General features: G+C 66.6%; 28 protein-coding genes. 12 read left to right on the top strand and 16 right to left on the bottom strand.

Annotation, left to right across the window (positions count from 1 at the left end; all coding sequences use genetic code 11):
- Positions 1–108 precede the first annotated feature (108 nt).
- Together A5646_RS03720 and A5646_RS03715 are read left to right on the top strand one after the other, a co-directional pair.
- Positions 109–1,287, top strand: coding sequence for a Rieske 2Fe-2S domain-containing protein (locus A5646_RS03720; protein ID WP_067019944.1), 1,179 nt, complete (start codon positions 109–111; stop codon positions 1,285–1,287).
- A gap of 5 nt (positions 1,288–1,292) precedes the next feature.
- The gene (locus A5646_RS03715; protein ID WP_067019942.1) at positions 1,293–1,742 is read left to right on the top strand and encodes a hypothetical protein; all 450 of its coding nucleotides are present in this window, start codon (positions 1,293–1,295) and stop codon (positions 1,740–1,742) included.
- 51 nt (positions 1,743–1,793) lie between these two features.
- Here the strand turns inward: A5646_RS03715 and A5646_RS03710 are convergent, their stop codons facing one another.
- From A5646_RS03710 to A5646_RS03680, 7 genes are all read right to left on the bottom strand, one after another.
- Positions 1,794–2,942: a sulfotransferase gene (locus A5646_RS03710; RefSeq protein WP_231998230.1), complete on the bottom strand. Its 1,149-nt coding sequence runs from the start codon at positions 2,940–2,942 to the stop codon at positions 1,794–1,796.
- Between the two features lie 46 nt (positions 2,943–2,988).
- Positions 2,989–3,771 carry an SDR family oxidoreductase gene (locus A5646_RS03705; protein WP_066870627.1) on the bottom strand — a complete coding sequence of 261 codons (783 nt, stop codon included), beginning with the start codon at positions 3,769–3,771 and terminating at the stop codon, positions 2,989–2,991.
- Positions 3,768–4,895, bottom strand: coding sequence for a hypothetical protein (locus tag A5646_RS03700; RefSeq protein ID WP_066877057.1), 1,128 nt, complete (start codon positions 4,893–4,895; stop codon positions 3,768–3,770). The genes A5646_RS03705 and A5646_RS03700 overlap by 4 nt, the downstream gene beginning before the upstream one ends.
- An 88-nt stretch (positions 4,896–4,983) precedes the next feature.
- On the bottom strand, positions 4,984–5,295 hold the full coding sequence (locus A5646_RS03695; RefSeq protein WP_066870632.1) for a hypothetical protein: 312 nt from the start codon (positions 5,293–5,295) through the stop codon (positions 4,984–4,986).
- A 61-nt stretch (positions 5,296–5,356) separates the two neighbouring features.
- Entirely contained in the window at positions 5,357–6,412 is a 1,056-nt protein-coding gene (gene dmpG, locus A5646_RS03690) for a 4-hydroxy-2-oxovalerate aldolase (RefSeq protein ID WP_066870635.1), read from the bottom strand.
- The gene (locus A5646_RS03685; RefSeq protein ID WP_066870638.1) at positions 6,409–7,341 is read right to left on the bottom strand and encodes an acetaldehyde dehydrogenase (acetylating); all 933 of its coding nucleotides are present in this window, start codon (positions 7,339–7,341) and stop codon (positions 6,409–6,411) included. Before A5646_RS03685 ends, dmpG begins: the two co-directional genes overlap by 4 nt.
- A 51-nt stretch (positions 7,342–7,392) precedes the next feature.
- Positions 7,393–8,178 (bottom strand): 2-keto-4-pentenoate hydratase, encoded by a 786-nt coding sequence (locus tag A5646_RS03680; protein ID WP_066870641.1) that lies wholly within the window; start codon positions 8,176–8,178, stop codon positions 7,393–7,395.
- A 72-nt stretch (positions 8,179–8,250) separates the two neighbouring features.
- Here A5646_RS03680 and kstD point away from each other — a divergent pair, with 72 nt between their 5' ends.
- Together kstD and A5646_RS03670 are read left to right on the top strand one after the other, a co-directional pair.
- Complete coding sequence (kstD, locus tag A5646_RS03675; protein WP_066870686.1) at positions 8,251–9,933, top strand: 3-oxosteroid 1-dehydrogenase; 1,683 nt, start codon at positions 8,251–8,253, stop codon at positions 9,931–9,933.
- A 1-nt stretch (position 9,934) separates the two neighbouring features.
- Entirely contained in the window at positions 9,935–10,807 is an 873-nt protein-coding gene (locus A5646_RS03670; protein ID WP_066870644.1) for a MaoC family dehydratase, read from the top strand.
- A gap of 55 nt (positions 10,808–10,862) precedes the next feature.
- On the opposite strand, the gene A5646_RS03665 is transcribed toward A5646_RS03670, so the two are convergent.
- The 7 genes from A5646_RS03665 to A5646_RS03635 all read right to left on the bottom strand — a co-directional run bounded on the left by A5646_RS03665 (position 10,863) and on the right by A5646_RS03635 (position 17,788).
- Positions 10,863–11,708 carry a hypothetical protein gene (locus tag A5646_RS03665; RefSeq protein WP_067019959.1) on the bottom strand — a complete coding sequence of 282 codons (846 nt, stop codon included), beginning with the start codon at positions 11,706–11,708 and terminating at the stop codon, positions 10,863–10,865.
- Between the two features lie 123 nt (positions 11,709–11,831).
- Positions 11,832–13,013 carry a lipid-transfer protein gene (locus A5646_RS03660; protein ID WP_067019936.1) on the bottom strand — a complete coding sequence of 394 codons (1,182 nt, stop codon included), beginning with the start codon at positions 13,011–13,013 and terminating at the stop codon, positions 11,832–11,834.
- On the bottom strand, positions 13,014–13,415 hold the full coding sequence (locus tag A5646_RS03655) for a MaoC family dehydratase (RefSeq protein WP_066870650.1): 402 nt from the start codon (positions 13,413–13,415) through the stop codon (positions 13,014–13,016). It abuts the gene before it with no gap.
- Entirely contained in the window at positions 13,412–14,374 is a 963-nt protein-coding gene (locus tag A5646_RS03650) for a bifunctional MaoC family dehydratase N-terminal/OB-fold nucleic acid binding domain-containing protein (protein WP_067019933.1), read from the bottom strand. Before A5646_RS03650 ends, A5646_RS03655 begins: the two co-directional genes overlap by 4 nt.
- Positions 14,371–15,534 (bottom strand): acyl-CoA dehydrogenase FadE29, encoded by a 1,164-nt coding sequence (gene fadE29 / locus A5646_RS03645; RefSeq protein ID WP_067019930.1) that lies wholly within the window; start codon positions 15,532–15,534, stop codon positions 14,371–14,373. The genes A5646_RS03650 and fadE29 overlap by 4 nt, the downstream gene beginning before the upstream one ends.
- Positions 15,525–16,538, bottom strand: coding sequence for an acyl-CoA dehydrogenase family protein (locus A5646_RS03640; RefSeq protein WP_067019927.1), 1,014 nt, complete (start codon positions 16,536–16,538; stop codon positions 15,525–15,527). Before A5646_RS03640 ends, fadE29 begins: the two co-directional genes overlap by 10 nt.
- On the bottom strand, positions 16,538–17,788 hold the full coding sequence (locus tag A5646_RS03635) for a cytochrome P450 (protein ID WP_067019924.1): 1,251 nt from the start codon (positions 17,786–17,788) through the stop codon (positions 16,538–16,540). Before A5646_RS03635 ends, A5646_RS03640 begins: the two co-directional genes overlap by 1 nt.
- Positions 17,789–17,920: 132 nt before the next feature.
- On the opposite strand from A5646_RS03635, the gene A5646_RS03630 reads away from it, so the two are divergent.
- From A5646_RS03630 to A5646_RS03615, 4 genes are read left to right on the top strand one after another with little or no spacing between them, the layout of a single operon-like run.
- On the top strand, positions 17,921–19,084 hold the full coding sequence (locus A5646_RS03630) for a steroid 3-ketoacyl-CoA thiolase (protein ID WP_066877041.1): 1,164 nt from the start codon (positions 17,921–17,923) through the stop codon (positions 19,082–19,084).
- A 21-nt stretch (positions 19,085–19,105) separates the two neighbouring features.
- On the top strand, positions 19,106–19,498 hold the full coding sequence (locus A5646_RS03625) for a hypothetical protein (RefSeq protein WP_197505108.1): 393 nt from the start codon (positions 19,106–19,108) through the stop codon (positions 19,496–19,498).
- Positions 19,499–19,506: 8 nt separating this feature from the next.
- Positions 19,507–19,959 (top strand): nitroreductase family deazaflavin-dependent oxidoreductase, encoded by a 453-nt coding sequence (locus A5646_RS03620; RefSeq protein WP_066877039.1) that lies wholly within the window; start codon positions 19,507–19,509, stop codon positions 19,957–19,959.
- A gap of 40 nt (positions 19,960–19,999) precedes the next feature.
- The gene (locus A5646_RS03615; RefSeq protein ID WP_066877037.1) at positions 20,000–20,452 is read left to right on the top strand and encodes a nitroreductase family deazaflavin-dependent oxidoreductase; all 453 of its coding nucleotides are present in this window, start codon (positions 20,000–20,002) and stop codon (positions 20,450–20,452) included.
- Here A5646_RS03615 and A5646_RS03610 read toward each other — a convergent pair.
- Both A5646_RS03610 and A5646_RS03605 read right to left on the bottom strand, forming a co-directional pair.
- Positions 20,449–21,354 (bottom strand): SDR family oxidoreductase, encoded by a 906-nt coding sequence (locus tag A5646_RS03610; RefSeq protein ID WP_067019921.1) that lies wholly within the window; start codon positions 21,352–21,354, stop codon positions 20,449–20,451. The two genes, A5646_RS03615 and A5646_RS03610, sit on opposite strands and share 4 nt — an antisense overlap.
- Positions 21,355–21,369: 15 nt before the next feature.
- The gene (locus A5646_RS03605; protein ID WP_156749113.1) at positions 21,370–22,164 is read right to left on the bottom strand and encodes an SDR family oxidoreductase; all 795 of its coding nucleotides are present in this window, start codon (positions 22,162–22,164) and stop codon (positions 21,370–21,372) included.
- Positions 22,165–22,223: 59 nt separating this feature from the next.
- Between A5646_RS03605 and echA20 the strand changes: the two genes are divergently transcribed.
- From echA20 to A5646_RS29735, 4 genes are all read left to right on the top strand, one after another.
- Entirely contained in the window at positions 22,224–22,982 is a 759-nt protein-coding gene (echA20, locus tag A5646_RS03600; protein ID WP_066870677.1) for a (7aS)-7a-methyl-1,5-dioxo-2,3,5,6,7,7a-hexahydro-1H-indene-carboxyl-CoA hydrolase, read from the top strand.
- Positions 22,979–23,863 (top strand): cholesterol ring-cleaving hydrolase subunit IpdA, encoded by an 885-nt coding sequence (ipdA, locus tag A5646_RS03595; RefSeq protein WP_067019918.1) that lies wholly within the window; start codon positions 22,979–22,981, stop codon positions 23,861–23,863. Before echA20 ends, ipdA begins: the two co-directional genes overlap by 4 nt.
- Complete coding sequence (gene ipdB, locus A5646_RS03590; RefSeq protein ID WP_067019916.1) at positions 23,860–24,612, top strand: cholesterol ring-cleaving hydrolase subunit IpdB; 753 nt, start codon at positions 23,860–23,862, stop codon at positions 24,610–24,612. Before ipdA ends, ipdB begins: the two co-directional genes overlap by 4 nt.
- Positions 24,613–24,614: 2 nt before the next feature.
- Positions 24,615–24,709 (top strand): nitronate monooxygenase (locus A5646_RS29735; RefSeq protein ID WP_231998231.1); only part of this gene is annotated, 95 nt, incomplete at its 3' end.

Below are 24,709 nucleotides of genomic sequence, written 5' to 3'. Positions count from 1 at the left end.
ATATACCGCAGTGCGCATATGCCGTGGCCAGGCTCGCCGTCGTTGCGCGCCCCCGCTGAAAAACTGTAACGTGTTCTAGTTAGAGGCCCAGCGAGTTGGAGGTGACAGGTGAGTACCGACACCAAGGCGGTCGGCATCCGGGAGATCGATCCCGGCGCCTTGCCGACCAGATACGCCCGCGGCTGGCACTGCCTGGGCGTTGCAAAGGACTTCCAGGACGGCAAGCCGCACTCGATCGAGGCGTTCGGCACCAAGCTGGTCGTTTTCGCCGACTCGCAGGGCGACATCAAGGTTCTGGACGGCTACTGCCGCCACATGGGCGGGGACCTGTCTGAGGGCACCATCAAGGGCGACGAGGTCGCCTGCCCGTTCCACGACTGGCGCTGGGGCGGCGACGGCCGCTGCAAGCTGGTGCCCTACGCCAAGCGCACGCCCAAGACGGCGCGCACCCGCTCGTGGACCACCGACGTGCGCGGCGGCCTGCTGTTCGTCTGGCACGACCACGAGCAGAATCCGCCGGACCCCGCGGTGCGCATTCCCGACATCCCCGAAGCGGCCAGCGATGAATGGACCGACTGGCGGTGGAACAGCATCCTCATCGAGGGGTCCAACTGCCGCGACATCATCGACAACGTCACCGACATGGCGCACTTCTTCTATATCCATTTCGGGTTGCCGACCTACTTCAAAAACGTCTTCGAGGGCCACATCGCCTCGCAGTACCTGCACAACGTGGGCCGGCCCGACGTCAACGACCTCGGCACCACTTACGGGGAGGCGCATCTTGATTCGGAGGCCTCCTACTTCGGGCCGTCGTTCATGATCAACTGGCTGCACAACAGCTACGGCGGTTACAAGGCCGAGTCGATCCTGATCAACTGCCACTACCCGGTGACTCAGAACTCGTTTGTGCTGCAGTGGGGCGTCATCGTCGAAAAGCCCAAGGGCATGGACGAAAAGATGACCGACAAGTTGTCGAAGGTGTTCACCGAGGGCGTCAGCAAGGGCTTCCTGCAGGACGTCGAGATCTGGAAGCACAAGACCCGCATCGACAATCCGCTGCTGGTCGAGGAGGACGGCGCCGTTTATCAGTTGCGCCGTTGGTATCAGCAGTTCTACGTCGACGTCGCCGACATCGAGCCGGAGATGGTGGAGCGCTTCGAGATCGAGGTGGACACCACCCGCGCCAACGAGTACTGGAACGCCGAGGTCGAGCAGAACCTCAAGGCCAAGGACTCCGAGGCGGACGAGGCGGTCACCGACGACGTCCCGGCCCAGCAACGCTAGGAATCATGGGCGACGATCAGCCGGCGGTACCTGACGTCGATCAGCTCGCGCGATCGATGTTGTTGCTGCACGGCGATCAGCACGACCACGACGAGAAGCCCGCGGGCAACGGCGGCTCCCGATCCTGGTCGAAGTCAAGGGATTTCACCAACGACCCGCAGCGCGCCGCGGCCGTCGCCGAAGCCAGTCGCGCCGACCGCGAGCGCTACCTCAACTCCGGGCTGCTGCCGGTCGACTGCCGGTTCTGCCACGTGCGGGTCACCGTCCGCCGGCTCGGGCCGGGACACACCGCCGTGCAGTGGAACACCGAAGCGTGGCAACGCTGCGCGCACTTCACCGAGGTGCGCGAGTCGGGGGGCGACACCGCGCGCACCCGGTCGTGCCCCAAACTCGCCGACAGCATCGAGCATGCGGTCGCCGAGGGCTACCTCGACGACGACCCGGACCAAGACTAGGCGGGCACAAGGCGTGCCAGCCGGGCGCGGAAGCCGTTGTGCGGCTAGGTTTTACAGACCCGCGAAGCGCTCCTTGACGGTCTCGGTGGTGAGGCCGTAGTCGGCCAGCGAGTAGGTGTGCTTGGGCGCCCGCGGGCCGGACTGGCTGTCGGCGTGGGTCTTTTCCATGGCGGCCCTGGCCTCGCCGGTCAGCGTCAGGCCGAAGTGGCGATAGATGTCGGCCACGGTGCCCAGCGGGTCGGCGATCAATTCCTTGTAGTCGACGTCGTAGAACTGCGACGGGCTGTATTTGGCCCGCGCGGTGTTGAACCGCTCCAGCCCCCGCGACCAGGTTTCCATTGCGTCGGCACCGATTCGGGCGCCGGTGAACGACGTCGACCATCCCTCGGCGGTGTGCTGCGCCAGCGAGCACATCGAGGCCATGATCGTTTCGACCGGACGATGGGTCTGGATCACCAACGCGTCGGGATAGGTCGCCATCAACGCGTCCAACGCGAACAGGTGGCTGGGATTCTTGAGCACCCACCGCTTGTCGGCGTCGTTGAGCCCGATCAGCTGCAGGTTGCGGCGGTGCCGCTGATACGACGGCGTCCAGTCCTGCTCCGAGAGCCACTGCGAGTAAGTGGGCAGGTGCGCCAAGGTCTCGTAGGACGCCGAATGCAGCGACTGCCGCAGCAGCTGCCAGCACTCCTCCAGCTCGTATGCCGCCATGAAATGCAGACCCGTGTAGTCCGGGTTTTTGGCATGGTGCTTGTTGAACTGCGCGTTCAGTTGGCTGTAAAACGGGTTGGAATCCCAGGTTTCACGAGGCGGACGCGGCTGTGGAAATTCGGCCAACCATAGATGTAGGCCCTGGTGCGCGGGATCGGCACCAAGCAGTCGATGCAGGGCCGTGGTGCCGGTGCGCACCAGGCCGGTGACGAAGATCGGCCGCTCGATGACCACGTCGGCGTGCTGCGGGTACTGCTTCCAGGCGGCTTCGGACAGCAGCCTGGCCACCAGCGCACCGCGCAGGAAGAACCGATTCATCTTGCTGCCCAGGGGCGTCAGGTCGGCATCGCGGCGGTAGGAGTCCAGCAGCACTTCCAGCGCTTCGAGGTAGTTGTCGTCGTTGCTGCCGAAATCGTCCAGCCCGATCATCTTGCTGGCCGACGCCTTCAGGTCGTCAACGGTGCCGACATCGGTACGTGCAACCGTCATCGCCATCTCCTCCTCATCGCTTCGCTTTGCATCGTCGATGGCGGCATTAGGTGTGGTACTCCCCGCAATTGACATCCAGTGTCTGCCCGGTGATGCCGCTGGACAGGTCGCTGGCCATGAACAGGATCGCCGAGGCAACCTCGTCCTCGGTCGGTAGCCGCTTCAGGTCGGAGCCTGCGGCGGTGGCCTCATAGATCTGCTCGGCCGTCGTGCCGTACTTGCCGGCTTGGTGGTTGAAGTAGCCCTGCAGTGTCTCGCCCCAGATATAGCCGGGCGCAACGGAATTGACTCTGATTCCCTGCTCGCCCAGCTCGGTGGCCAGCGAATGTGACATGGACAGCAGCGCGGATTTCGCCATCTTATAAGCGCCGTACTTGGCCTGCGAGTGCCGCAGCACCATGGAGTTGACGTTGACGATCGAGCCCTTCGACTCGGCCAGCGCCGGCGTGAACCCCTGGATGAGTCGCAGGGCGCCGAGCGCGCTGAGTTCGATCGCGTCGCGAATATGCTGAAAGCTCGTGCCGGAGAACGGTTTCAGCGACGGCACCCGGAACGCGTTGTTGATCAGCACGTCGACCTTGCCGTAGGCCTCCAAGGTGGCCTCGACCAGGTTGTTGACCTGGTCATCCTCGGTGATGTCGGTGCGCACCGTCGTCGCACGGCCTCCGAGGTCGGCGATCTGCTTGGCGACGTCGTCCAGGCGTTCCGGCGTGCGGGCCGCCAGCACCAGGTCGGCGCCTTCTCTCGTGCATCGGTGCGCCAGCGTCGTGCCCAGACCCGGGCCGACGCCGCTGATCACCACCACCTTGCCGTCGAGCAACTTCGTCATCCCAGCATCCTCGCCTGAATCTGTTGGTGGCGCAGCGCAATTCGCGCCCGCCAGTCGTCCTCTGAGATCTTGTTGTGGTCGTAGTACGGCAACGCGGCCGGCACCTTGTCAATGTCGACCACCTCGACGGTCGGACCGTCGGCGTCGGTGAGCTCACGCGACACCCGCTGCCAGCGGAACTGCAGGAAGCCACGCCGGTGCCCGACCGTCTCGACCCAGTTGGTCACTCCCGGATTCTGTTCGGCAACCACGATGCGGACCTTGCCGTCCGGATCCGCCTGCGCCTGAGTGTTGTTCAGCGAGGTCTGGTGGTTGATGTAGTCCAGCGAGATGTACCACAGGCTGCCCAGCTGGAAGCCGAGGTAGGGCGCGTCGGAGACCGGGATGGTGATGACCATCGCCTGATCCGGTCGCAGGTCGAAGTGCCCGACCGACGAGTACTGCGTGGCCAGTCCGCCCGGGGTCAGCCGCGGCGGCACCATGGTGTTGACCGGCAGGTCGAGATAAAACCACTGCGGGAATTGCAACCAGGTCTTCACTCGCTGGACGAGCTGCTTTCCTGCTGTCGCGTAACGCTTTTCGATCAGATCACGGGTCAAGGGCGGCGGCGCGGTGCCCGCCGTGTCGAGGCGGGAGATCGCCAGCGTGCCGCGCTGGGCCGACCAGTCCCCGTACACCTCGCGGATCACCAATTGTCCGGCGCTGGTCGGTCGCACCCGCCACTCGAAGCTGCCGTCGGGCGCGATCTCGAGCTCGCGGTCGTCGAATGCGGCCTGGCTGACGGGCACGAAGTCGTCGGTGTACTCGCCGCCGAGGAGCTGGAAACTCAGGTCGGTGGTGGTTCCGCGCCTGCCGGTGACCACGTAGTCGTGGTTGGCGTGCACCCGGGTACCGAAGTACAGGGTGTCGGGATTGTCCAGGCCCATCTTGGTGAAGGGTCCGGTACCCGACTGCAGGAAGGGATGGTCACGGTCGTAGTCCACGGCCAGATGGATGCAGCCCGAGATACACCCGGCCAGATACTGCAACCCTTCGAGCAGGTCGGCTTCGGTCTCGATGAACGGTGCGTCGGCCACCAACTGCTCGGCCTCTGCGATCGCAGCGGTGAGGGAATCAGAGAACACGCCTAGACGCTAGAACGTGTTCTACTTTTTCGTCAATGGCGAACGTTCCCGCGCGTCGGCCCCAGCGTTCAAGGACGACGCCGACTCACTACGGAGGGCAGGAGTGCGAAAGGTCGATCAGGTGCTGGCGGACGTCGGGATGCCGGTTGAGGTAGTCGATGACGTTGCCGTTACCGCCCTCCGCCTGCGACCTTTGCTGCAGCTGCTGGTGCAGGTCCGGATGCTTCTGCAGGTACGAGTCGATCGATGCACCCACGTCCTGATTGCATTGCGGAGCCGCGTTGGCGATGCCCGCCACGGGCAGCGCGATCACCGTTGCGGCGGCAGCGGTCATCAGCCCCCCGGCGAGCAGGCCGTACAGCCCGCGGCGACGGGCGCCGACTGTGTTGGATGTGCTCATAGCGCCAGGTTACTCGCGATACCTATGCGGCGCCTATGCGTGCCGTGGCCGAAGCGGCAGGTCAACGCTGGGCCGTGGCGCCGCTTTCCTGCTCGCGCTTGATCTCCAGCGCGATGTCGATCAGCTGGTCCTCCTGGCCGCCGATGAGCTTGCGCTGGCCCGCGCGGTGCAGCAGCTGGTGGGCCGGCACACCGTAGCGCTCGGACTGGCGGATGGCGTGCTTCAGGAAGCTCGAGTACACCCCGGAATAGCCCATGATCAGGGCGTTGCGGTCAAGCAGGCACTCGGCGGGCATCGCCGGGGCGACTACCTCTTCGGCGGCGTCGGCGATGTCGAAGAAATCGATCCCGGTCTTCACGCCGATCTTGTCGAACACCCCGATCAGCGCCTCGACCGGGGCGTTCCCCGCACCGGCCCCGAACCGGCGGCACGAGCCGTCGATCTGCTTGGCACCCGCCCGCACCGCCTCGACGGAGTTAGCGACACCCAGGCCGAGGTTCTCGTGGCCGTGGAAGCCCACCTGGGCGTCGTCGCCGAGCTCGGCGACCAGCGCCGCAACCCGATCCCGCACGCCCTCGAGGACCAGCGCCCCGGCCGAATCGACCACGTAGACGCACTGGCAGCCCGCGTCGGCCATGATGCGCGCCTGTGCGGCCAGCTTCTCGGGCGAGATGGTGTGGCTCATCATCAAGAACCCGACGGTTTCCAGGCCGAGTTCGCGGGCCAGGCCGAAGTGCTGAATGGATACGTCGGCCTCGGTGCAGTGCGTGGCAATCCGGCAGATCGAGCCGCCATTGTTCTGGGCCTCTTTGATGTCTTCCTTGGTGCCAACGCCGGGCAGCATCAAAAAGGCGATCTTGGCCTCTTTGGCGGTCTCGGCGGCGAGCTTGATCAGCTCCTGCTCGGGCGTCTTGGAAAACCCGTAGTTGAAGCTCGAGCCGCCCAGCCCGTCGCCGTGGGTGACCTCGATGACGGGCACTCCCGCGGCGTCCAGGGCGGCCACGATGGCGCCGACCTCGTCCTTGGTGAACTGGTGACGCTTGTGATGTGAGCCGTCCCGCAACGACGTGTCGGTCATCCGGACGTCCCAGACCGGGTTGAAAAATATGTCGGTCATGATTGCGCTCCTCCGGCCGTCGCGCTCAAGGACTCCTTGGCGATCTCCTCGCCGACTTTCGTGGCCGCGGCGGTCATGATGTCCAGATTTCCAGCGTAAGGCGGCAGGTAGTCGCCCGCACCCTCCACTTCGACGAAGGTGGTGACCAGCGCCTGGCCGCCGGAGTTTATCGACGGATCGTCGAACTGCGGCTCGTTGAGCAGCCGGTATCCCGGCACGTAGGTCTGCACCTCGGCGACCACATCGTGGATGGACTTGGCGATCGCGTCCCGGTCGGCGTCCTCGGGAATGGCGCAGAAGATGGTGTCGCGCATGATCATCGGCGGGTCGGCCGGGTTCAAGATGATGATCGCCTTGCCGCGCTTGGCGCCACCGATCGTCTCCACGCCCCTGCTGGTCGTCTTGGTGAACTCGTCGATGTTGGCCCGGGTGCCGGGGCCGGCCGACAGCGAGGCGACCGAGGCGACGATCTCGGCGTACGGCACGCCGCCGAGGTCGGCGACGGCACGCGAGACCGCGTAGACGATCGGGATGGTGGCCTGCCCGCCGCAGGTGATCATGTTCACGTTCGGCGCGTCCAGGTGCTGGCGCAGGTTGGCCGGCGGGATCACCGCCGGGCCCACCGCGGCCGGCGTCAGGTCGATGGCCCGGATGCCGGCGGCCTCGTACTTGGGGGCGGCGTCGCGGTGCACGTAGGCGCTGGTCGCCTCGAACACCAGGTCGGGCTTCTCCGGCTGGGCCAACAGCCAGTCCACACCCTCGTGGGTCGTCTCCAGACCCAACTTGCGGGCGCGGGCCAGGCCCTCGCTCTCCGGGTCGATGCCGACCATCCAGCGCGGTTCCAGCCAGTCCGATCGCAGCAGCTTGTAGAGCAGGTCAGTGCTGATGTTGCCCGACCCGACAATGGCCACAGTCGCCTTAGTCGGCATGATGCCCCTTTTCGAAGCTTTGAAATTTAAGTTAGACGATTTAAATCGAGCCTATTCGAACGATAGGCGGACCGAGCCGAGGCCCGCGAAGTCGGCGACGAAGTCGTCGCCCGGGTGCGCGTCGATCGCCTTCGTGCACGACCCGGGCAACACCACGTCACCCTTGCGCAGGCGGACGCCGAAGCCGTCCACCTTGCGGGCCAGCCAGGCCACCGCGGTGACCGGATTGCCCAGCACCGCGTCGGTGCGGCCTTCGGCGACGACCTCACCGTTGCACCGCAACACGGCGTCGATCCCCTTGACGTCGATGTCGCGGGGCGAAACGCGCGCCTCGCCGAGCACGAAACCCGCCGACGAGGCGTTGTCGGCGATGGTGTCGCACAGTTCGATCTTCCAGTCGGTGATCCGGGTATCGATCAGCTCGATGGACGGGACCAACGCTTCGGTGGCGGCCAGCACGTCGTCCTCGGTGCAGCCGGCTCCGGGCAGGTCGGCGTTCAGGATGAAACCGACCTCGACCTCGACCCGGGGGTAGAGGTAGCGGTTCGCCTTGACCGGGGTGTCCTCGAACAGCTGCATCTCGTCGAGCAGGTGCCCGTAGTCCGGCTCGTCGACGCCCATCATTTGCTGGATCGCCTTCGACGAGAGCCCCACCTTGTGGCCGAGCACCCGGGCCCCCTCCGCGACCCGCTGGCGGATGTTGATGAGCTGAATCTCGTAGGCGTCGACGACGTCGATCTCCGGATAGGCGGCGGTCAACGGGGCGATCGGCTCGCCGCTCCGCTCGGCTTGTGCCAAGTCGGCAGCTAGCTCGTCGCGCGTGGCAACACTGAGCATTTTTCCAAGTCTCCTCGTACGGTCGACCGGGCCAGTAGCGGCCGCCCCCGGCAATTCTATAACGTGTTCTACATGTCAGCGCAGGAGTACGACGTCGTCGTGGTCGGGAGCGGCGGGGCCGGCATGGTGGCCGCCCTTACCGCCGCTCACCGGGGTCTTTCCACCATAGTCATCGAGAAGGCCCCGCACTTCGGCGGTTCGACCGCACGCTCGGGCGGCGGTGTTTGGATCCCAAATAACGAAGTCCTCAAGCGTGACGGGGTCCGCGATACCGCCGAGGCCGCCCGCACCTACCTACACGGGATCGTCGGCAACGTCGTGGAGCCCGAACGCATCGACACCTACCTCGAGCGCGGGCCGGAGATGCTCTCGTTTGTGCTCAAGCACACACCGCTGAAGATGTGCTGGGTGCCGAAGTACTCCGACTACTACCCCGAGTCGCCGGGCGGCCGTGCCGAGGGCCGATCGATCGAGCCGAAGCCGTTCAACGCCCGCAAGCTCGGCGCCGACGAAGCCGGCCTGGAGCCGGCGTACGGCAAGGTCCCGCTGAACGTGGTCGTGATGCAACAGGATTACGTGCGGCTGAACCAGCTCAAGCGCCACCCGCGCGGCGTGCTGCGCAGCCTCAAGGTCGGGGCCCGCACCATGTGGGCCAAGGCGACCGGCAAGAACCTCGTCGGCATGGGCCGGGCGTTGATCGGGCCGCTGCGGATCGGTTTGCAGCGGGCCGGGGTTCCGGTCGTGCTCAACACCGCGCTCACCGACCTCTACGTCGAGGACGGCGTGGTGCGCGGCGTCTACGTCCGCGAAGCCGGCGAGGCCGAATCGGGTGAGCCCCGGCTGATCCGGGCCCGGCGCGGGGTGATCCTGGCGTCGGGCGGGTTCGAGCACAACGAACAGATGCGGGTGAAATACCAGCGTGCGCCGATCACCACCGAGTGGACCGTCGGTGCGGCGGCCAACACCGGTGACGGCATACTGGCCGGCGAAAAGCTCGGTGCCGCATTGGATCTTATGGAGGACGCCTGGTGGGGCCCGACGGTCCCGTTGGTGGGCGCGCCCTGGTTCGCGTTGTCCGAGCGCAATTCGCCGGGCTCGATCATCGTCAACATGTCGGGCAAGCGGTTCATGAACGAGTCGATGCCCTACGTCGAAGCCTGCCATCACATGTACGGCGGTGAATACGGTCAGGGGCCCGGACCGGGCGAGAACATTCCCGCGTGGCTGGTGTTCGACCAGCAGTACCGGGACCGCTACATCTTCGCGGGATTGCAGCCCGGACAACGCATTCCGCGCAAGTGGCTGGAGTCCGGCGTCATCATCCAGGCCGATACGCTGGCGGAGCTAGCGCAGAAGGCCGGTCTTCCGGTGAACGAATTCACCGCGACCGTGGAGCGTTTCAACGGGTTCGCGCGCTCCGGCGTCGACGAGGACTATCAGCGCGGCGAGAGCGCCTACGACCGGTACTACGGCGACCCGACCAACAAGCCCAACCCCAACCTCGGGGAGATCACGCACGCGCCGTACTACGCGGCCAAGATGGTGCCCGGTGACCTGGGCACAAAGGGCGGCATCCGCACCGACGTCCACGGGCGGGCGCTGCGCGACGACGGCAGTATCATCGAAGGCCTTTACGCCGCCGGCAATGTCAGCGCCCCGGTGATGGGCCACACGTACCCCGGTCCGGGTGGCACCATCGGTCCGGCCATGACGTTCGGCTACCTGGCGGCGTTGCACATAGCTGGAGAGAACTGACATGCCCATCGACGTAGACGTTGCGCTGAACGCCGAGCTGGACCCCATCGAATTCTCTTGGGCCAGTAGCGATGTGCAGCTGTATCACCTCGGGTTGGGCGCGGGCGCCGATCCGATGGACCCGCGTGAGCTGCGCTACCTGGTCGACGACACCCCGCAGGTGCTGCCGACGTTCGGCAACGTGGCCGCCACCTTCCATGTCACGAAGCCGCCGACCGTCAAATTCCCCGGCATCGACATCGAGCTGAGCAAGGTGCTGCACGCCAGCGAACGGGTCGAGGCGCCCGCTCCGCTGCCGCCGTCGGGCTCGGCGAAGGCCGTCACCCGGTTCACCGACATCTGGGACAAGGGCAAGGCCGCGGTGATCTGGAGCGAGACGACGGTGACCGCGCCGGACGGCACGGTGTTGTGGACGCAGCGCCGGTCGATCTTCGCCCGCGGTGAGGGCGGATTCGGCGGCGAGCGCGGTCCTTCAACGTCGGACGGTGCGCCAGACCGGGCCCCCGATCTCGAGCTCGACGTGCCGATCCTGCCGCAGCAGGCGCTGCTCTACCGGCTGTGCGGCGACCGCAACCCGCTGCACTCGGATCCCGAATTCGCCGCTGCCGCAGGCTTTTCCCAGCCCATCCTGCATGGGTTGTGCACCTACGGCATGACCTGCAAGGCGATCACCGATGCGCTGCTCGACGGCGACGCCGGGGCGGTCGCGGCCTACGGCGCGCGTTTCGCCGGGGTGGCCTTCCCCGGCGAAACGCTCAAGGTCGGCATCTGGAAGGACTCGACGTCTTCCGAAGGCCGCTTCCTGGCCAGCGTGGTCGCGCCCGCGCGCGACAACGCCGTCGTGCTGTCGGGCGTCGAACTGGTTCCCGCGTAGGGGCTTTTTTGAGCCGAGCGCCCGGCCTGCCGGGCCTACGGGTTCGAACGCCCAGCTAGCCGGGGTGTCGCCCAGCACGGGCGGCGCGAACCCTGCGCACGATGTCGCCCGGCCGGTCACCAGCGACCACTCGGACGAGGACCCAACCGCGACGCTCCAGTAGCTCCCTCCGACGGATGTCCCACGTGTACTGCTGGCGGTTGTATCGATGCTGCTCACCGTCGTACTCCACGGCGATTTTCACGTCCTCCCAACCCATGTCCAGATACGCGAATGGACAGCCGAACTCGTCGAGCACCTCGATCTGGGTCTGCGGCCGCGGCAGGCCGGCCTCGATCAGCACGACGCGAAGCCACGACTCCTTCGGCGACTGTGCCCCGGCGTCGAACAGCTCCGCGGCCCGGCGTGCTTGCGCGATGCCGCGCCGTCCCGTGTACCGGCGGGCGAGCAGCTCGACGTCGGCCGCCTTGATCTCCGTCGCCCCGGCCAGCGCATCGATGCCTGCGACGGCAGTCGTCATCGGATACCAGCATCCGAGGTCCAGCGCAGTCCTGGTTGGCGATGTAACCGCTACGCCGCAGAGCAATTCGACTTCATCCGCCTCGACAGTGTCTCTGTGCAGCTGCATCCCAGCCGCGCAATGGTGGTTGTTGTGGATCAGCTCCACAACTCTTCGGTCGTCGACCCAGCTGCTTCCGTGCATTGCAGCCGCCGAGAAGCCCGCCACAATTCCCCGGCGACCGGTCCATAACCAGCCAGCCTTCGCCCGCACCACGGCGGTGAGCTCAACGTCGCGGTCAATGTAGACGCCGGGGAACAGCCGGACGCAACGCGTTTCCAATTGACTCTTGGTTAGCAGTCCACTCGCGATGGCTTCGCTCCCGACAAAAGGCTCACCCATCGCCGCAGCGTCGCATGCCACACGGCACGCGTCACTTCAGTCGTCGAGTGCCCGGCCAGCCGGGCTGAGCCGCGACAGCCCGGCTAGCCGGGCACTCGGCGAGAAGAAGCGCGCCGAAGCCCCCTAGCCCAGGATCAGGCCCGACGTGGGGACGCCGGTTCCGGCGGTGACGAGGACGTGCTCGACGTCGGGCACCGGGTTCACCGAGGTGCCCCGCAGCTGACGCACACCCTCGGCGATGCCGTTCATGCCGTGAATGTAGGCCTCGCCCAGTTGACCGCCATGGGTGTTGATCGGAAGCCGCCCCCCGATCTCGATGGCCCCGTCGGCGATGAAGTCCTTGGCCTCGCCCTTGCCGCAGAATCCCAACTCTTCCAACTGAATCAGCGTGAACGGCGTGAAGTGGTCGTAGAGCACGGCGGTCTGGATATCGGTCGGCTTCAGGCCCGACTGCTCCCAGAGCTGCTGACCCACCACCCCCATCTCGGGCAGGCCGAGCTCGGGCCGGTAGTAACTGACCATCGTGTACTGGTCGGGGCTCGAGCCTTGCGCCGCCGCTTCGATGATCGCCGGCCGTTGCTTGAGATCCTTCGCGCGCTCCGGCGACGTCACGACGATCGCCACCGCCCCGTCGGTCTCCTGGCAGCAGTCCAGCAGTCGCAGCGGCTCGGCGATCCACCGCGAATTCTGGTGGTCCTCAATGGTTATCGGCTTCTCGTAGAAGTAAGCCTTTGGGTTCTTGGCGGCATGCTTGCGGTCAGCCACCGAGATCGCACCGAAGTCACGGCTGCTGGCACCCGACAGATGCATGTAGCGCTGGGCGATCATCGCGACCTGCGCGGCCGGCGTCGACAGGCCGTGCGGGTAGGAGAACGAATTGTCCGCGGCGGTCGAATCAGCCTGCACCCCGGCGTTTCCCACCAGCCGGGTCTGTACCTGACCGAATCGCATGCCCGAACGCTCGTTGAACGCCCGGTACGCGACGACGACGTCAGCCACGCCGGTGGCCACCGCGAGAGCCGCCTGCTGAACGGTCGCGCAAGCGGCACCGCCGCCATATCCGATCTGCGAGAAGAACTTCAGGTCACCGATGCAGACCGCGCGCGCGACGGCCGTCTCGTTGTTGGTGTCCATCGTGAAGGTGGTCAGCCCGTCGACGTCGGACGGGCTCAGCCCGGCGTCGTCCAACGCATCCAGCACCGCCTCGGCGGCCAGCCGCAGCTCACTGCGGCCGGAGTCCTTGGAGAAGTCCGTGGCGCCGATGCCGACGATCGCGGCTCGGCCGTTCAATAAACCCGCTGGCATCTAAGCGCCCCCGATCGTCAGCGTCACATTCGCGATGACGTGATCGCCAAGACTGTTGCGGCCGAACACCTTCAGCGTGATCAGGCCGTCGTCGATGGCGGTCACCTCGCCGGAGAAGGTGACGGTGTCGTAGGCGTACCAAGGCACACCGAGCCGCAGGCCGATCGACTTGATCACCGCCGTCGGGCCCGCCCAGTCGGTGACGTAGCGCTGCACCAGCCCGGTGTCGGTGAGGATGTTGACGAAGATGTCCTTGGAACCCTTGGCCTGCGCCAGGTCCCGGTCGTGGTGCACGTCCTGAAAGTCCCTGGTGGCCAGGGCCGTCGAAATGATGAACGTCGGCGTGCCCTCCAGCTTGAGCTCGGGCAGGGTGGTGCCCACTTCAACAACGGGTGCGCTCATGCTTCGTCTCCCACCGGCTCCCAGGCGTACAGGCTCCACTCCGGGCCGGATTCACCGGCCGGGAAGTCGATATAGGTTGCGCGAACGGGCATTCCGATTTTGATCTCGGCATGGTCGACGTTGCGCAACTCGCCGAGCATCCGAACGCCCTCCTCCAGTTCGACCAGGGCGATCACGAACGGCAGCGTGCGACCGGGCACCTTCGGGGCGTGGTGCACCACGTAGCTGAACACCGTGCCGCGGCCGCCGGCGACCGCGAAGTCGATTGGCTCGGCCTTGTCCTGCCACACCGCCGGCACCGGTGGGTGCTGCAGGGTGCCATCGGCGAGGCGCTGGATACGCAGCTCGTGCGCCCTGACGCCCTCCCAGAAGAAGGCGGTGTCGCGTGACACCGCCGGACGCATCATCGCGTCGGCGTCGAGGTCCTCAGGCACCGAAGCGGTCGCGCCGGAATCCTCGCGGGGCCTGAATTTCAGTATCCGCCAGGCCATCTCGGCGACGTCCTCGTCACCCACCCGCCAGGTGATGTGCTGGTTGATGAACCAGCCCTCGCCGAGCCCGGTCTGCTTGGGGCCCACCACGTCGCGCATCTCGGAGACGACGGTGACCTGCTCGCCCGGACGCAGATACCGGTGGTAGGTCTGCTCACAGTTGGTGGCCACCACCCCGATGTAGCCAGCCTCGTCGAACAGCTGCATGATCGGGCCCATGGGGTCGTCGGTCGGGCGCTCCCCGCCCAGGCCGAACATCGTCCACACCTGAATCATGGCGGGTGGGGCGACAATTCCGGGATGACCGGCGGCCTTGGCGGCGGCCTCGTCGACGTAGATCGGGTTGCGGTCCCCCAGCGCCTCGACCCAGTTGTTGATCGTCGGCTGGTTCACCGGATCCCGGGCGTCGCGCGGGGCAGCGACGACGGTCGCGGTGATCTCCGCAACCGCTTCCTTGATGTCGGTCATCGAGGCACCCTCGGCACCTTGAGCCCGGCCGCGGCGATCATCTCGCGCATCACTTCGTTCACGCCGCCGCCGAAGGTGATGACGAGGTTGCGCTTGGTCTGGGAGTCCAGCCACTTCAGCAGGTCGGCGGTGTCCGCATCGGCGGGGTTGCCGTACTTGCCGACGATCTCCTCGGCGAGCCGGCCGATGTACTGAATCTTCTCGGTACCAAAGACTTTCGTCGACGCGGCATCGGCCACGTTGATGTCCTCACCCGCGGCGGCCACCTGCCAGTTCAGCAGCTCGTTGATCCGCCACATCGCATAGATCTCACCCAGCGCCCGCTTGACGTCCTGGTGATCGATCGGCGTGACGCCGTCGCTGCCCGGCTTGGACGCCCAGGCGTGCACCCGGTCGTAGATGCCGGCGGTGCGGCCCGCCGGGCCCAGCATGACGCGCTCGTTGTTGAGCTGGGTGGTGATCAGCCGCCATCCGCCGTTCTCCTCGCCGACCAGCATGTCGGCGGGTACCCGTACGTCGTTGTAGTAGGTGGCATTGGTGTGGTGGGCACCGTCGGACAGGATGATCGGCGTCCAGGAGTAACCGGGATCCTTGGTGTCGACGATCAGGATCGAAATCCCCTTGTGCTTCACGGCTTCCGGGTCGGTGCGGCAGGCCAGCCAGATGTAGTCGGCGTCGTGGGCACCGGTGGTGAAGATCTTCTGCCCGTTGACGATGTACTCGTCGCCCTGGCGAACCGCGGTGGTGCGCAGCGAGGCCAGGTCGGTGCCGGCCTCGGGCTCGGTGTAGCCGATCGCGAAGTGAACCTCGCCGGCCAGGATGGCCGGCAGGAACTTCTTCTTCTGTTCCTCGCTGCCGAACTGCTGCAGCACCGGGCCGACCGTCTGCAGCGTCACCGCGGGCAGCGGCACGTCGGCGCGGTGCGCCTCGTTGACGAAGATCGACTGCTCGATCGGGCCGAAGCCCAAGCCGCCGAACTCCTTTGGCCAGCCGACACCGAGCTTGCCGTCGCGGCCCATCCGCCGGATCACCGCGCGATAAGCCTCGTTGTGCCGGTCCTGCTCCATCGCCTTCATCTCGTCGGAGGAGATCAGGTTGGAAAAGTATTCCCGCAGTTCCGCTTGCAGCTGGCGCTGCTCCGGGGTCAGGTCTATGAACATTGCGCTCCCACCAGATCGAGACGATGAGAAGGACCGCCCAGCAACCGGGACAGGTCCTTGATCGTGGAGTAGTACCGGTGCATCGGATAGGTGATGTCCATCCCCATCCCGCCGTGCAGGTGATGGCAGAGCTGCATCACGGGCGGCGCCTGTGAGGTGATCCAGTAACCGAGGACGTCCAGGTCGTTGTCGGCGTCGCGGCCCTCGGACAGCCGCCAGGCGACCGACTTCGCAACCAAATCGATGGTGCGCGAGGCGATGTAGACCTCGGCGAGCTGGGCGGCCACGGTCTGGAACGTCGAGAGCGGCTTGCCGAATTGCTTGCGGTTGGCCACATAGTCGGCGGTGAGGCGCAGCGCCCCGGCCACCAGCCCGTCGGCGTACGCGCCGATGGCGGCCAACACCAACTGGTTGACCCGGGGCGCCGTCGCGCCGGCCAGCACGTCGGAGTCTTCGACCGCGACGTCGGCGAATGAGACGGTGTACTCCTCGGAGTCGTTGGAGGTGGGGGTTTGGACCACCTCGACGCCATTGGCCTTCGGTGACACCACGACCACTGCACTGTCGGCGGTCACGATGATCCAATCCGCTTGTCCCGCATAGCCGACGCCGACCTTGGTGCCCGACAGGCGGCCGCCCGCGAACGTGGTCGACGGCCGGTCCGGCAGCGCGGTACCCGGCTCGTTGAGCGCGGCGGTCAGCACCCCACCCTTGGCGAGTCCGGCCAGAAACCGGTCCTGCTGTTCGTCGGAGGCCAGCTCGAGCAGCGGCAGCACGCCGAAACCCAGTGTGGCCAGGGCCGGCGTGATGGCGCCGTGGCGACCGATCTCGGTCAGCACGGTGGCGACCTCGGGCAGACCCACCCCGTCGCCGCCGAGGCGCTCGGGCACCGGGAGTGCCGTCACACCGCCGTTGACCAAAGCGTCCCAGCTCAATTCGCGCTCGAACACCGACGTGACGACATCGGCGACGGCCTGCTGCGTCGCGGTGAGGTCGAAGTCCATCAGGACGTCACCGCGGGCTTGCCGGCGTAGTCGACCTGCCAGTGCTTGATGCCGTTGAGCCAGCCCGACCGCAACCGCTCGGGCTCGCCGATCGGCTTGAGGTCCGGCATGTGATCGGCGACCGCGTTGAAGATCAGGTTGATCGTCATGCGGGCCAGGTTCGCGCCGATGCAGTAGTGGGCGCCGGTGCCGCCGAAGCCGACGTGCGGGTTCGGGTCGCGCAGGATGTTGAAGGTGTGCGGGTCTTCGAAGACCTCTTCGTCGAAATTGGCCGAGCGGTAGGACATCACCACCCGCTGACCCTTCTTGATCCGCACGCCGGACAGCTCGGTGTCCTCGTTGGCGGTGCGCTGGAACGCCGACACCGGGGTGGCCCACCGGATGATCTCGTCGGCCGTGGTCGACGGGCGCTCCTTTTTGAACAGCTCCCACTGATCGGGGTTGTTCGCCATCGCGATCATGCCGTGGGTGATCGAGTTACGCGTGGTCTCGTTGCCCGCCACCGCCAGCATGACCACGAAGAAACCGAACTCGTCGTCGGAGAGCTTCTCGCCGTCGATGTCGGCCTGGATCAGCGTGGTGACGATGTCGTCGGTCGGATTCTGGTTGCGCTCCGCGGCCATCGCCATGGCGTAGGTGATCAGCTCCATCGACGACTGCGCGGGGTCGACGTGGGCGTACTCGGGGTCGGTGCCACCGGTCATTTCGTTGGACCAGCGGAAGAGCTTGTCGCGATCCTCCTGGGGAACGCCGAGCAGACCCGCGATGGCCTGCAGGGGCAGCTCGCACGAGACCTGTTCGACGAAGTCGCCGCTGCCCTCTTTGGCGGCGGTCGCGGCGATGTTCTGGGCGCGCTCGGCCAGTTCTGCTTCCAGCCGCCCGATGGCTCGCGGGGTGAACCCGCGGGAGATGATCTTGCGCAGCCGGGTGTGGTGCGGCGCGTCCATGTTGAGCATGACGCTGCGCTGCAGCTCGACCTGCTCGCGCTTCATCTCCGGCGGCCAGGTGGGGATGGCGCCGTTCATCCAGCTAGAGAAGATGTCGCTGCGCTTCGACACCTCCTTGACGTCGGCGTGCTTGGTCACGAGCCAGTAGCCGTGGTCCTCGAACCCGCCCGCGCCTTTCGGGATGTCGACCCAGTGGATCGGCTCGGCCTTGCGAAGCTGGGCGAGTTCCTCGACGGGCAGCCCGGCGAGGTTGACGTCGGGGTCGAGAAAGTCGAAGTCGGCGGGAATGTTGGGGGGTGCCATGTAGAGTGCGCTCCTTTTACAACACTAATTGCAACGTGTTCTAGTGCCAGTAAAACACGCCTCCTGCGCAGATAAAAGGCAGGTCACCATCCTCGCTTGTCAGAGTAATGAAACGTGTTCTAGCCTGACGGAATGGGTAACCCTGTCATCGTTGAAGCCACTCGTAGCCCCATCGGCAAGCGGAACGGCTGGCTGTCCGGCTTGCACGCCACCGAGTTGCTGGGTGCGGTGCAGAAGGCTCTCGTCGAGAAGGCCGGCATCGACGCCGGCGACGTCGAACAGATCGTCGGCGGCTGCGTCACACAGTACGGCGAGCAGTCCAACAACATCACCCGGGTCAGCTGGCTCGTCGCCGGGTTGCCCGAACACGTCGGCGCCATGACCGTGGACTGTCAGTGCGGCAGCGGTCAGCAGGCCAACGGCCTGGTCGCCGGCCTCATCGCGGCGGGCGCCATCGACATCGGCATCGCGTGTGGGATCGAGGCCATGAGCCGCGTCGGGCTCGGCGCGAACGCCGGTCCGGACCGGACCATCCTGCGTCCCTCGTCGTGGGACATCGATCTGCCCGACCAGTTCACCGCCGCCGAGCGGATCGCCAAGCGGCGCGGCATCACCCGTGAAGAGATCGACGAGTTCGGGTTGGCCTCCCAGACGAAGGCCAAGCAGGCCTGGGAGGAAGGCCGCTTCGACCGCGAGATCTCCCCGATCGAGGCCCCGGCACTCGACGAGAACAAGCAACCGACATCCGAGCGCGTCACCATCAGCCGCGACCAGGGCCTGCGCGACACCACGCTGTCAGGTCTCTCCGCGCTGAAGCCGGTGCTCGAGGGCGGAATCCACACGGCAGGAACGTCGTCACAGATCTCCGACGGCGCGGCGGCCGTGCTGTGGATGGACGAGGACAAGGCCAAGGCGCTGGGCCTGCGGCCGCGGGCCCGCATCGTCAGCCAGGCCCTGGTCGGCGCCGAGCCTTACTACCACCTGGACGGGCCGGTGCAGTCGACGGCGAAGGTGCTGGAGAAGGCCGGGATGAAGATGGGCGACATCGACATCACGGAAATCAACGAGGCTTTCGCGTCGGTGGTGCTGTCGTGGGCGCGGGTGCACGACCCGGACATGGCGAAGGTCAACGTCAACGGCGGCGCCATCGCGCTGGGCCACCCGGTCGGCAGCACCGGCAGCCGGTTGATCACCACCGCGCTGCACGAGCTGGAGCGCACCGACCAGACCACCGCGCTGATCACCATGTGCGCCGGTGGTGCCCTGTCGACCGGCACCATCATCGAGCGCATCTAGCGCTCGGTGAGTTTTCCGCACCTGGTGAGCATCCCCGACGACCGCCGCATCGCCGCGGCGCAGTCCTACATCGACGCGCTGGTCAATCATGACGGTGACGCCGTTCCGTTCGCGCCCGGGTGCACCCGCGTCGAGCAGGGCATCAAAAACGGTTTCTCCGGAAATCATGTGCGGCGCAGCCTCAATCGCGGCCTGCAGTACCGGTTGCTCGCGCAGACGACGCCACCGGATTACCGCGTCGACGGCGACCGGGTGCACGCGTCCTACCAGGTGCTGACCAAGGCGGGCATCGGTGGCCGGCGCCTCGCCGCACACGTCGACGAGACCTTCGTGATTCCGGCCGAAAGCGCAAGCGGCAAAGCCGAAATCCACCACATCAAGGTTCGCTTCCACCCCTTTATCCAAAGTCGTTAAGGACCGTCATGCCGAAACCGAAGCCGCGCGCACTGAACTCGCCGTGGGTCAGCTTCATCATCAAGTGGATGGCCAAGAGCAACGCGTGGATCTACAAGCGCAGCAACGGAAAATACGGCAACACCTTCCAGAAGGCTCCGGTCGCGCTGCTCACCACCACGGGCCGCAAGAGCGGCGAACCCCGGGTGAGCCCGCTGCTCTACCTGCGGGAGGGCGACCGGGTGATACTGGTCGCCTCCAAGGGCGGCAGCGACAAACACCCGCAGTGGTATCTCAACCTCAAGGCCAATCCCAAGGTCTCCGTGCAGATCAAGGACGAGGTGCTGCAGCTGCAGGCCCGTGACGCCACCGAGGCGGAACGCGCCGAGTACTGGCCCAAGCTGGACGCCATGTATCCGTCGTTCGACGACTACCGGGCGTGGACCGATCGGGTCATCCCGATCGTCATCTGCGACCCCTGACGTTTCCCGTGCGTCCCGGTGGGGAATCATCCCGGGCAACATGTCCGACCGCCGCTGGATCCGCAACTCGCGCCCGATTGCGCTGCTGCTCAAGTATTTTGCGCGCGCCCACATCTGGGTGTACCGACGCACCGACGGCAAGATCGGCGCGAAGCTGTTGCGGTTTCCGGCGGCGCTGCTGACCACGACCGGACGCAGGTCCGACCAGCCGCGGACCACCGCGACGCTCTACCTGCTCGACGGCGACCGGGTGATCCTGCCCGCGACCTTCGGCGGGCGCGACGAAGACCCCTTGTGGTACCTCAACCTCAAGGAGAATCCCGACGTGCGGGTCCAGATCCGCGCCCAGCGCCTGGACCTGGTCGCCCGCGACGCCACGGACGCTGAGCGGGAACGGTATTGGCCACGCCTGACGCGGATGTACCCGCCCTACCGCAAGTACCGCGAGGCCGCCGACCGGGTCATCCCGCTCGTGGTGTGCGAACCCCGCTAGGCGCCGTAGACGGGGACGGGACGGCGCGCCTTGGCGAGCAGGTCGGCCACGACGCGGCCCAGCTCCGCGGGATCCCACCGCGCGCCTTTGTCGATCTCCGGTCCGTGGGCCCAGCCCTCCGCGACGCGGATCTTGCCGCCCTCGACCTCGAAGACCTTGCCGCTGACGTCGCGGGCTTCGGCGCTGCCCAACCAGACCACCAGCGGTGCGATGTTTTCCGGCGCCATCGCATCGAAATCCTGGTCCTGCGTTGCCATCATCTCGGCGAACACGGACTCGGTCATCCGGGTGCGCGCCGAGGGCGCGATGGCGTTGACGGTGACGCCGTAACGTCCCATCTCGGCGGCGCCGACCAACGTCAACGCCGCGATGCCCGCCTTGGCGGCGCTGTAGTTGGCCTGCCCGACGCTGCCCTGCAGGCCGGCACCCGAACTGGTGTTGATGATCCGGGCGTCAACGGTTTTGCCCTCTTTGGACAGCCCACGCCAGTACGCCCCGGCGTGCCGCATCGTGGCGAAGTGCCCCTTGAGATGCACGGCGATGACGGCGTCGAACTCCTCTTCGCTGGTGTTGGCCAGCATCCGGTCGCGAACGATGCCGGCGTTGTTCACCAAAACGTCCAGACCACCGAAGGTTTCGACCGCGGTCTGGATCAGGCCGGCCGCCTGGTCCCAATCGGCGATGTTGGATCCGTCGGCGACGGCTTCACCGCCGGCCGCGGTGATCTCGTCCACAACACTCTGGGCGGCGCTGCCGCCACCGGCCGGCGAACCGTCCAGGCCCACCCCGATGTCGTTGACCACCACACGCGCGCCTTCCTCGGCGAACGCCAGCGCATGCGCGCGACCGATGCCGCCGCCCGCTCCAGTGACGATGACGACGCGGCCGTCAACCACTCCCATATTTCCGTCTCTCCTTTACTTGATCGCGCTGGCGTTCGTGGTGGCCAGATAGTGCGGTGGCTCGCCGCCGCCATGCACCTCCAACGAGGCACCGCTGATGTAGGACGCCGCATCGGATGCCAGAAACGCTGCGGCCCAACCGATGTCGGCAGGTTTGGCCAGCCGGCCGAGCGGCACATTCTTCGAGATCGCGGCGATGGACTCGGCGTCGCCGTAGAACAGTTCGGACTGCTCGGTCTCCACCATGCCGACCACACAGGCATTCACCCGGACCTTCGGCCCCCACTCCACGGCCAGCGTCTGCGTGAGGCTTTCCAGGCCCGCCTTGGCCGCGCCGTAGGCCCCGGTCCCCGGGGACGGCCGGCGCCCGGACAGACTGCAGATGTTGATGATCGACCCGCCCTGCCGCTGGCCCTGCATATGCGCGTTCGCGTGCTGCGAAACCGACAGCCCACCAATGAGATTGAGTTCGATGATCTTGCGGTTGAACTTGGCGCTGGACTCCGCGGTCAACACGAAGGGCGATCCCCCGGCGTTGTTGACGACCACGTCGAGCCGGCCGTGCCGGTCCACGATGGCGTCAATCAACCCCTTGACGGCGTCGTCGTCGCGGATGTCGCAGGAGTGGAACTCGTAGGGCAGCCCCTCGACCGCGCGGCGCGCGCAGGTGACGACGGTGGCACCCTGCCCGGCGAACACCGAACTGATCCCGGCCCCCACCCCGCGCACGCCGCCGGTGACGAGAACCACCCGCCCGGCCAGCCCCAAGTTGATGGCGTCAAAAGGGGGGCATGCTTCGGCGCGAGTCACTGTGCTAGCGTACCAAGCAAGTGCTTGCTTAGGTAGTTACCCCACAAGGAAGTGGCACCTTGCCCATCACATCCACCACCACCGAACCGGGCATCGTCGCGGTTACCGTCGACTTCCCGCCCGTCAACGCCATCCCGTCGCGCGGCTGGTTCGAACTGGCCGACACCATCACCGCGGCCGGCCAGAACCCCGAGACCCATGTGGTGATCCTGCGCGCCGAGGGCCGCGGCTTCAACGCAGGGGTAGACATCAAGGAGATGCAGCGCACCGAGGGATTCACCGCGCTCATCGACGCCAACCGCGGCTGCTTCGCCGCGTTCCGCGCGGTGTACGAGTGCGCGGTGCCCGTCGTCGCGGCCGTCAACGGGTTCTGCGTCGGCGGCGGCATCGGACTGGTCGGCAATGCCGACGTCATCGTCGCCTCCGACGACGCCACCTTCGGTCTGCCGGAGGTGGAACGCGGCGCGCTCGGCGCGGCCACCCACCTGTCCCGGCTGGTGCCCCAGCACATGATGCGGCGGCTGTTCTTCACAGCGGCCACCGTCGACGCCGCCACCCTGCACCACTTCGGTTCGGTGCACGAGGTGGTGCCGCGCGACGAGCTCGACGAGGCGGCCCTGCGGGTCGCGCGCGACATCGCCGCCAAGGACACCCGCGTCATCCGGGCCGCCAAGGAGGCGCTGAACCTCATCGACGTGCAGCGGGTCAACTCGAGTTATCGCATGGAGCAAGGCTTTACGTTCGAGCTCAATCTCGCCGGGGTGTCCGACGAGCACCGTGACGCGTTCGCCGGTACGACGAAGGGTGAGAAGTCGTGAGCGACAAGAGAACCACCCTCGACGACGTCGTCGCGCAGTTGCGCAGCGGCATGACGATCGGCATCGGCGGCTGGGGATCGCGGCGCAAACCCATGGCGTTCGTCCGCGCCCTGCTGCGCACCGACATCACCGACCTGACCGTGGTGACCTACGGCGGGCCGGACGTCGGCCTGCTGTGCTCGGCCGGCAAGGTCAAGCGGGTCTACTACGGATTCGTCTCGCTGGACTCCCCACCCTTCTACGACCCCTGGTTCGCCAAGGCCCGAACCGGCGGCACGATCGAGGCCAGGGAGATGGACGAAGGCATGCTGCGATGCGGTCTGCAGGCGGCCGCGCAACGCCTGCCGTTCCTGCCGATTCGGGCCGGGCTGGGCAGTTCGGTCCCGGACTTCTGGGAGGGCGAGCTGGCGACCGTGACCAGCCCGTATCCGGCACCCGGCGGCGCACACGAAACCCTGATCGCGATGCCGGCGCTGCGCCTGGACGCCGCGTTCGCCCATCTCAATCTTGGTGACGCGCAAGGCAATGCGGCCTACACCGGCATCGACCCGTACTTCGACGACCTCTTCCTGATGGCCGCCGAGAAGCGCTTCCTGTCGGTGGAGCGCGTCGTTTCCACCCAGGAGCTGGTCAAGGCGGTCCCCCCACAGGCGCTGCTGGTGAACCGGATGATGGTCGACGGCGTGGTCGAGGCACCCGGCGGGGCCCACTTCACCACCGCCGCACCCGATTACGGGCGCGACGAGAAGTTCCAGCGGCATTACGCCGAGGCGGCCTCGACCGACGAGGGTTGGCAGCAGTTCGTGCAGACCTTCCTGTCGGGCAGCGAAGAGGACTATCAGGCGGCCGTGCGCGCTTTCAAAGAGGAGGCCTCGTCATGAGCGGCGACGCGATCACCCGACCCGAGATCTGCGCGGTCGCCTGTGCCGAATTGTTCCGGGACGCAGGCGAAATCATGGTCAGTCCGATGACGAACATGGCCTCGGTCGGTGCCCGGCTGGCCCGGCTGACCTTTTCGCCGGACATCCTGCTGACCGACGGTGAGGCGCAGCTGCTGGCCGAGACCCCGGCGCTAGGCGCGTCGGCACCCGTCGAGGGCTGGATGCCGTTCGGCCGCGTCTTCGAAACCCTGGCCTGGGGCCGGCGCCACGTCGTGATGGGCGCCAATCAGGTTGACCGCTTTGGCAATCAGAACATCTCGGCGTTCGGCCCGCTGCAGCAGCCCAAGCGCCAGATGTTCGGCGTGCGCGGGGCGCCCGGCAACGCCATCAACCACGCGACCAGCTACTGGGTGGGCAACCATTCCAAGCGGGTGTTCTGCGAGAAGGTCGACATCGTCTGCGGAATCGGCTGGGACAACGTGGACGACGACAATCCGGCGTTCCGCTTCGCCAACACCTACCGGGTGGTGTCCAACCTCGGTGTGTTCGACTTCGGCGGGCCCGGGCGCAGCATGCGGGCGGTCTCGCTGCACCCCGGCGTTTCGGCCGACGAGGTCGCCGAGAACACCTCGTTCGAGGTGCACGGCCTGGAGGGCGCCGAGGAGACCCGGCTGCCGACCGACGACGAGCTGCGCCTGATCCGCGAGGTCATCGACCCGAAGTCGCTGCGCGACAGAGAGATCCGCTGACGGTGGTTACGAAGCTGCGCACGCCGCTGACCGAGCTGGTCGGTGTCGAGCACCCGGTGGTCCAGACGGGGATGGGCTGGGTGGCCGGCGCGCGGCT

It is taken from the genome of Mycobacterium sp. 1245499.0 (genome assembly GCF_001673615.1).
Classification (GTDB): Bacteria; Actinomycetota; Actinomycetes; order Mycobacteriales; family Mycobacteriaceae; genus Mycobacterium; species Mycobacterium europaeum_A.
Note: the sequence above shows the minus strand (reverse complement) of the source record. Positions and strands in the feature narration are given on the sequence as shown.

What these genes read in the sequence shown, in the direction of transcription:
- A5646_RS03715 (WP_067019942.1), top strand. Translation starts at nt 1,293, where the DNA reads ATGGGCGACGATCAGCCGGCGGTACCTGACGTCGATCAGCTCGCGCGA.
- A5646_RS03670 (WP_066870644.1), top strand. Translation starts at nt 9,935, where the DNA reads ATGCCCATCGACGTAGACGTTGCGCTGAACGCCGAGCTGGACCCCATC.
- A5646_RS03705 (WP_066870627.1), bottom strand. Translation starts at nt 3,771, where the DNA reads ATGACGAAGTTGCTCGACGGCAAGGTGGTGGTGATCAGCGGCGTCGGC.
- A5646_RS03640 (WP_067019927.1), bottom strand. Translation starts at nt 16,538, where the DNA reads ATGGACTTCGACCTCACCGCGACGCAGCAGGCCGTCGCCGATGTCGTC.
- ipdB (WP_067019916.1), top strand. Translation starts at nt 23,860, where the DNA reads ATGAGCGGCGACGCGATCACCCGACCCGAGATCTGCGCGGTCGCCTGT.
- A5646_RS03710 (WP_231998230.1), bottom strand. Translation starts at nt 2,942, where the DNA reads ATGACGGTTGCACGTACCGATGTCGGCACCGTTGACGACCTGAAGGCG.
- fadE29 (WP_067019930.1), bottom strand. Translation starts at nt 15,534, where the DNA reads ATGTTCATAGACCTGACCCCGGAGCAGCGCCAGCTGCAAGCGGAACTG.
- A5646_RS03665 (WP_067019959.1), bottom strand. Translation starts at nt 11,708, where the DNA reads ATGGGTGAGCCTTTTGTCGGGAGCGAAGCCATCGCGAGTGGACTGCTA.
- dmpG (WP_066870635.1), bottom strand. Translation starts at nt 6,412, where the DNA reads ATGACCGACATATTTTTCAACCCGGTCTGGGACGTCCGGATGACCGAC.
- A5646_RS03655 (WP_066870650.1), bottom strand. Translation starts at nt 13,415, where the DNA reads ATGAGCGCACCCGTTGTTGAAGTGGGCACCACCCTGCCCGAGCTCAAG.
- A5646_RS03615 (WP_066877037.1), top strand. Translation starts at nt 20,000, where the DNA reads ATGTCCGACCGCCGCTGGATCCGCAACTCGCGCCCGATTGCGCTGCTG.
- A5646_RS03685 (WP_066870638.1), bottom strand. Translation starts at nt 7,341, where the DNA reads ATGCCGACTAAGGCGACTGTGGCCATTGTCGGGTCGGGCAACATCAGC.
- kstD (WP_066870686.1), top strand. Translation starts at nt 8,251, where the DNA reads ATGTCAGCGCAGGAGTACGACGTCGTCGTGGTCGGGAGCGGCGGGGCC.
- A5646_RS03630 (WP_066877041.1), top strand. Translation starts at nt 17,921, where the DNA reads ATGGGTAACCCTGTCATCGTTGAAGCCACTCGTAGCCCCATCGGCAAG.
- A5646_RS03650 (WP_067019933.1), bottom strand. Translation starts at nt 14,374, where the DNA reads ATGACCGACATCAAGGAAGCGGTTGCGGAGATCACCGCGACCGTCGTC.
- A5646_RS03610 (WP_067019921.1), bottom strand. Translation starts at nt 21,354, where the DNA reads ATGGGAGTGGTTGACGGCCGCGTCGTCATCGTCACTGGAGCGGGCGGC.
- A5646_RS03680 (WP_066870641.1), bottom strand. Translation starts at nt 8,178, where the DNA reads ATGCTCAGTGTTGCCACGCGCGACGAGCTAGCTGCCGACTTGGCACAA.
- A5646_RS03620 (WP_066877039.1), top strand. Translation starts at nt 19,507, where the DNA reads ATGCCGAAACCGAAGCCGCGCGCACTGAACTCGCCGTGGGTCAGCTTC.
- A5646_RS03660 (WP_067019936.1), bottom strand. Translation starts at nt 13,013, where the DNA reads ATGCCAGCGGGTTTATTGAACGGCCGAGCCGCGATCGTCGGCATCGGC.
- A5646_RS03635 (WP_067019924.1), bottom strand. Translation starts at nt 17,788, where the DNA reads ATGGCACCCCCCAACATTCCCGCCGACTTCGACTTTCTCGACCCCGAC.
- A5646_RS03695 (WP_066870632.1), bottom strand. Translation starts at nt 5,295, where the DNA reads ATGAGCACATCCAACACAGTCGGCGCCCGTCGCCGCGGGCTGTACGGC.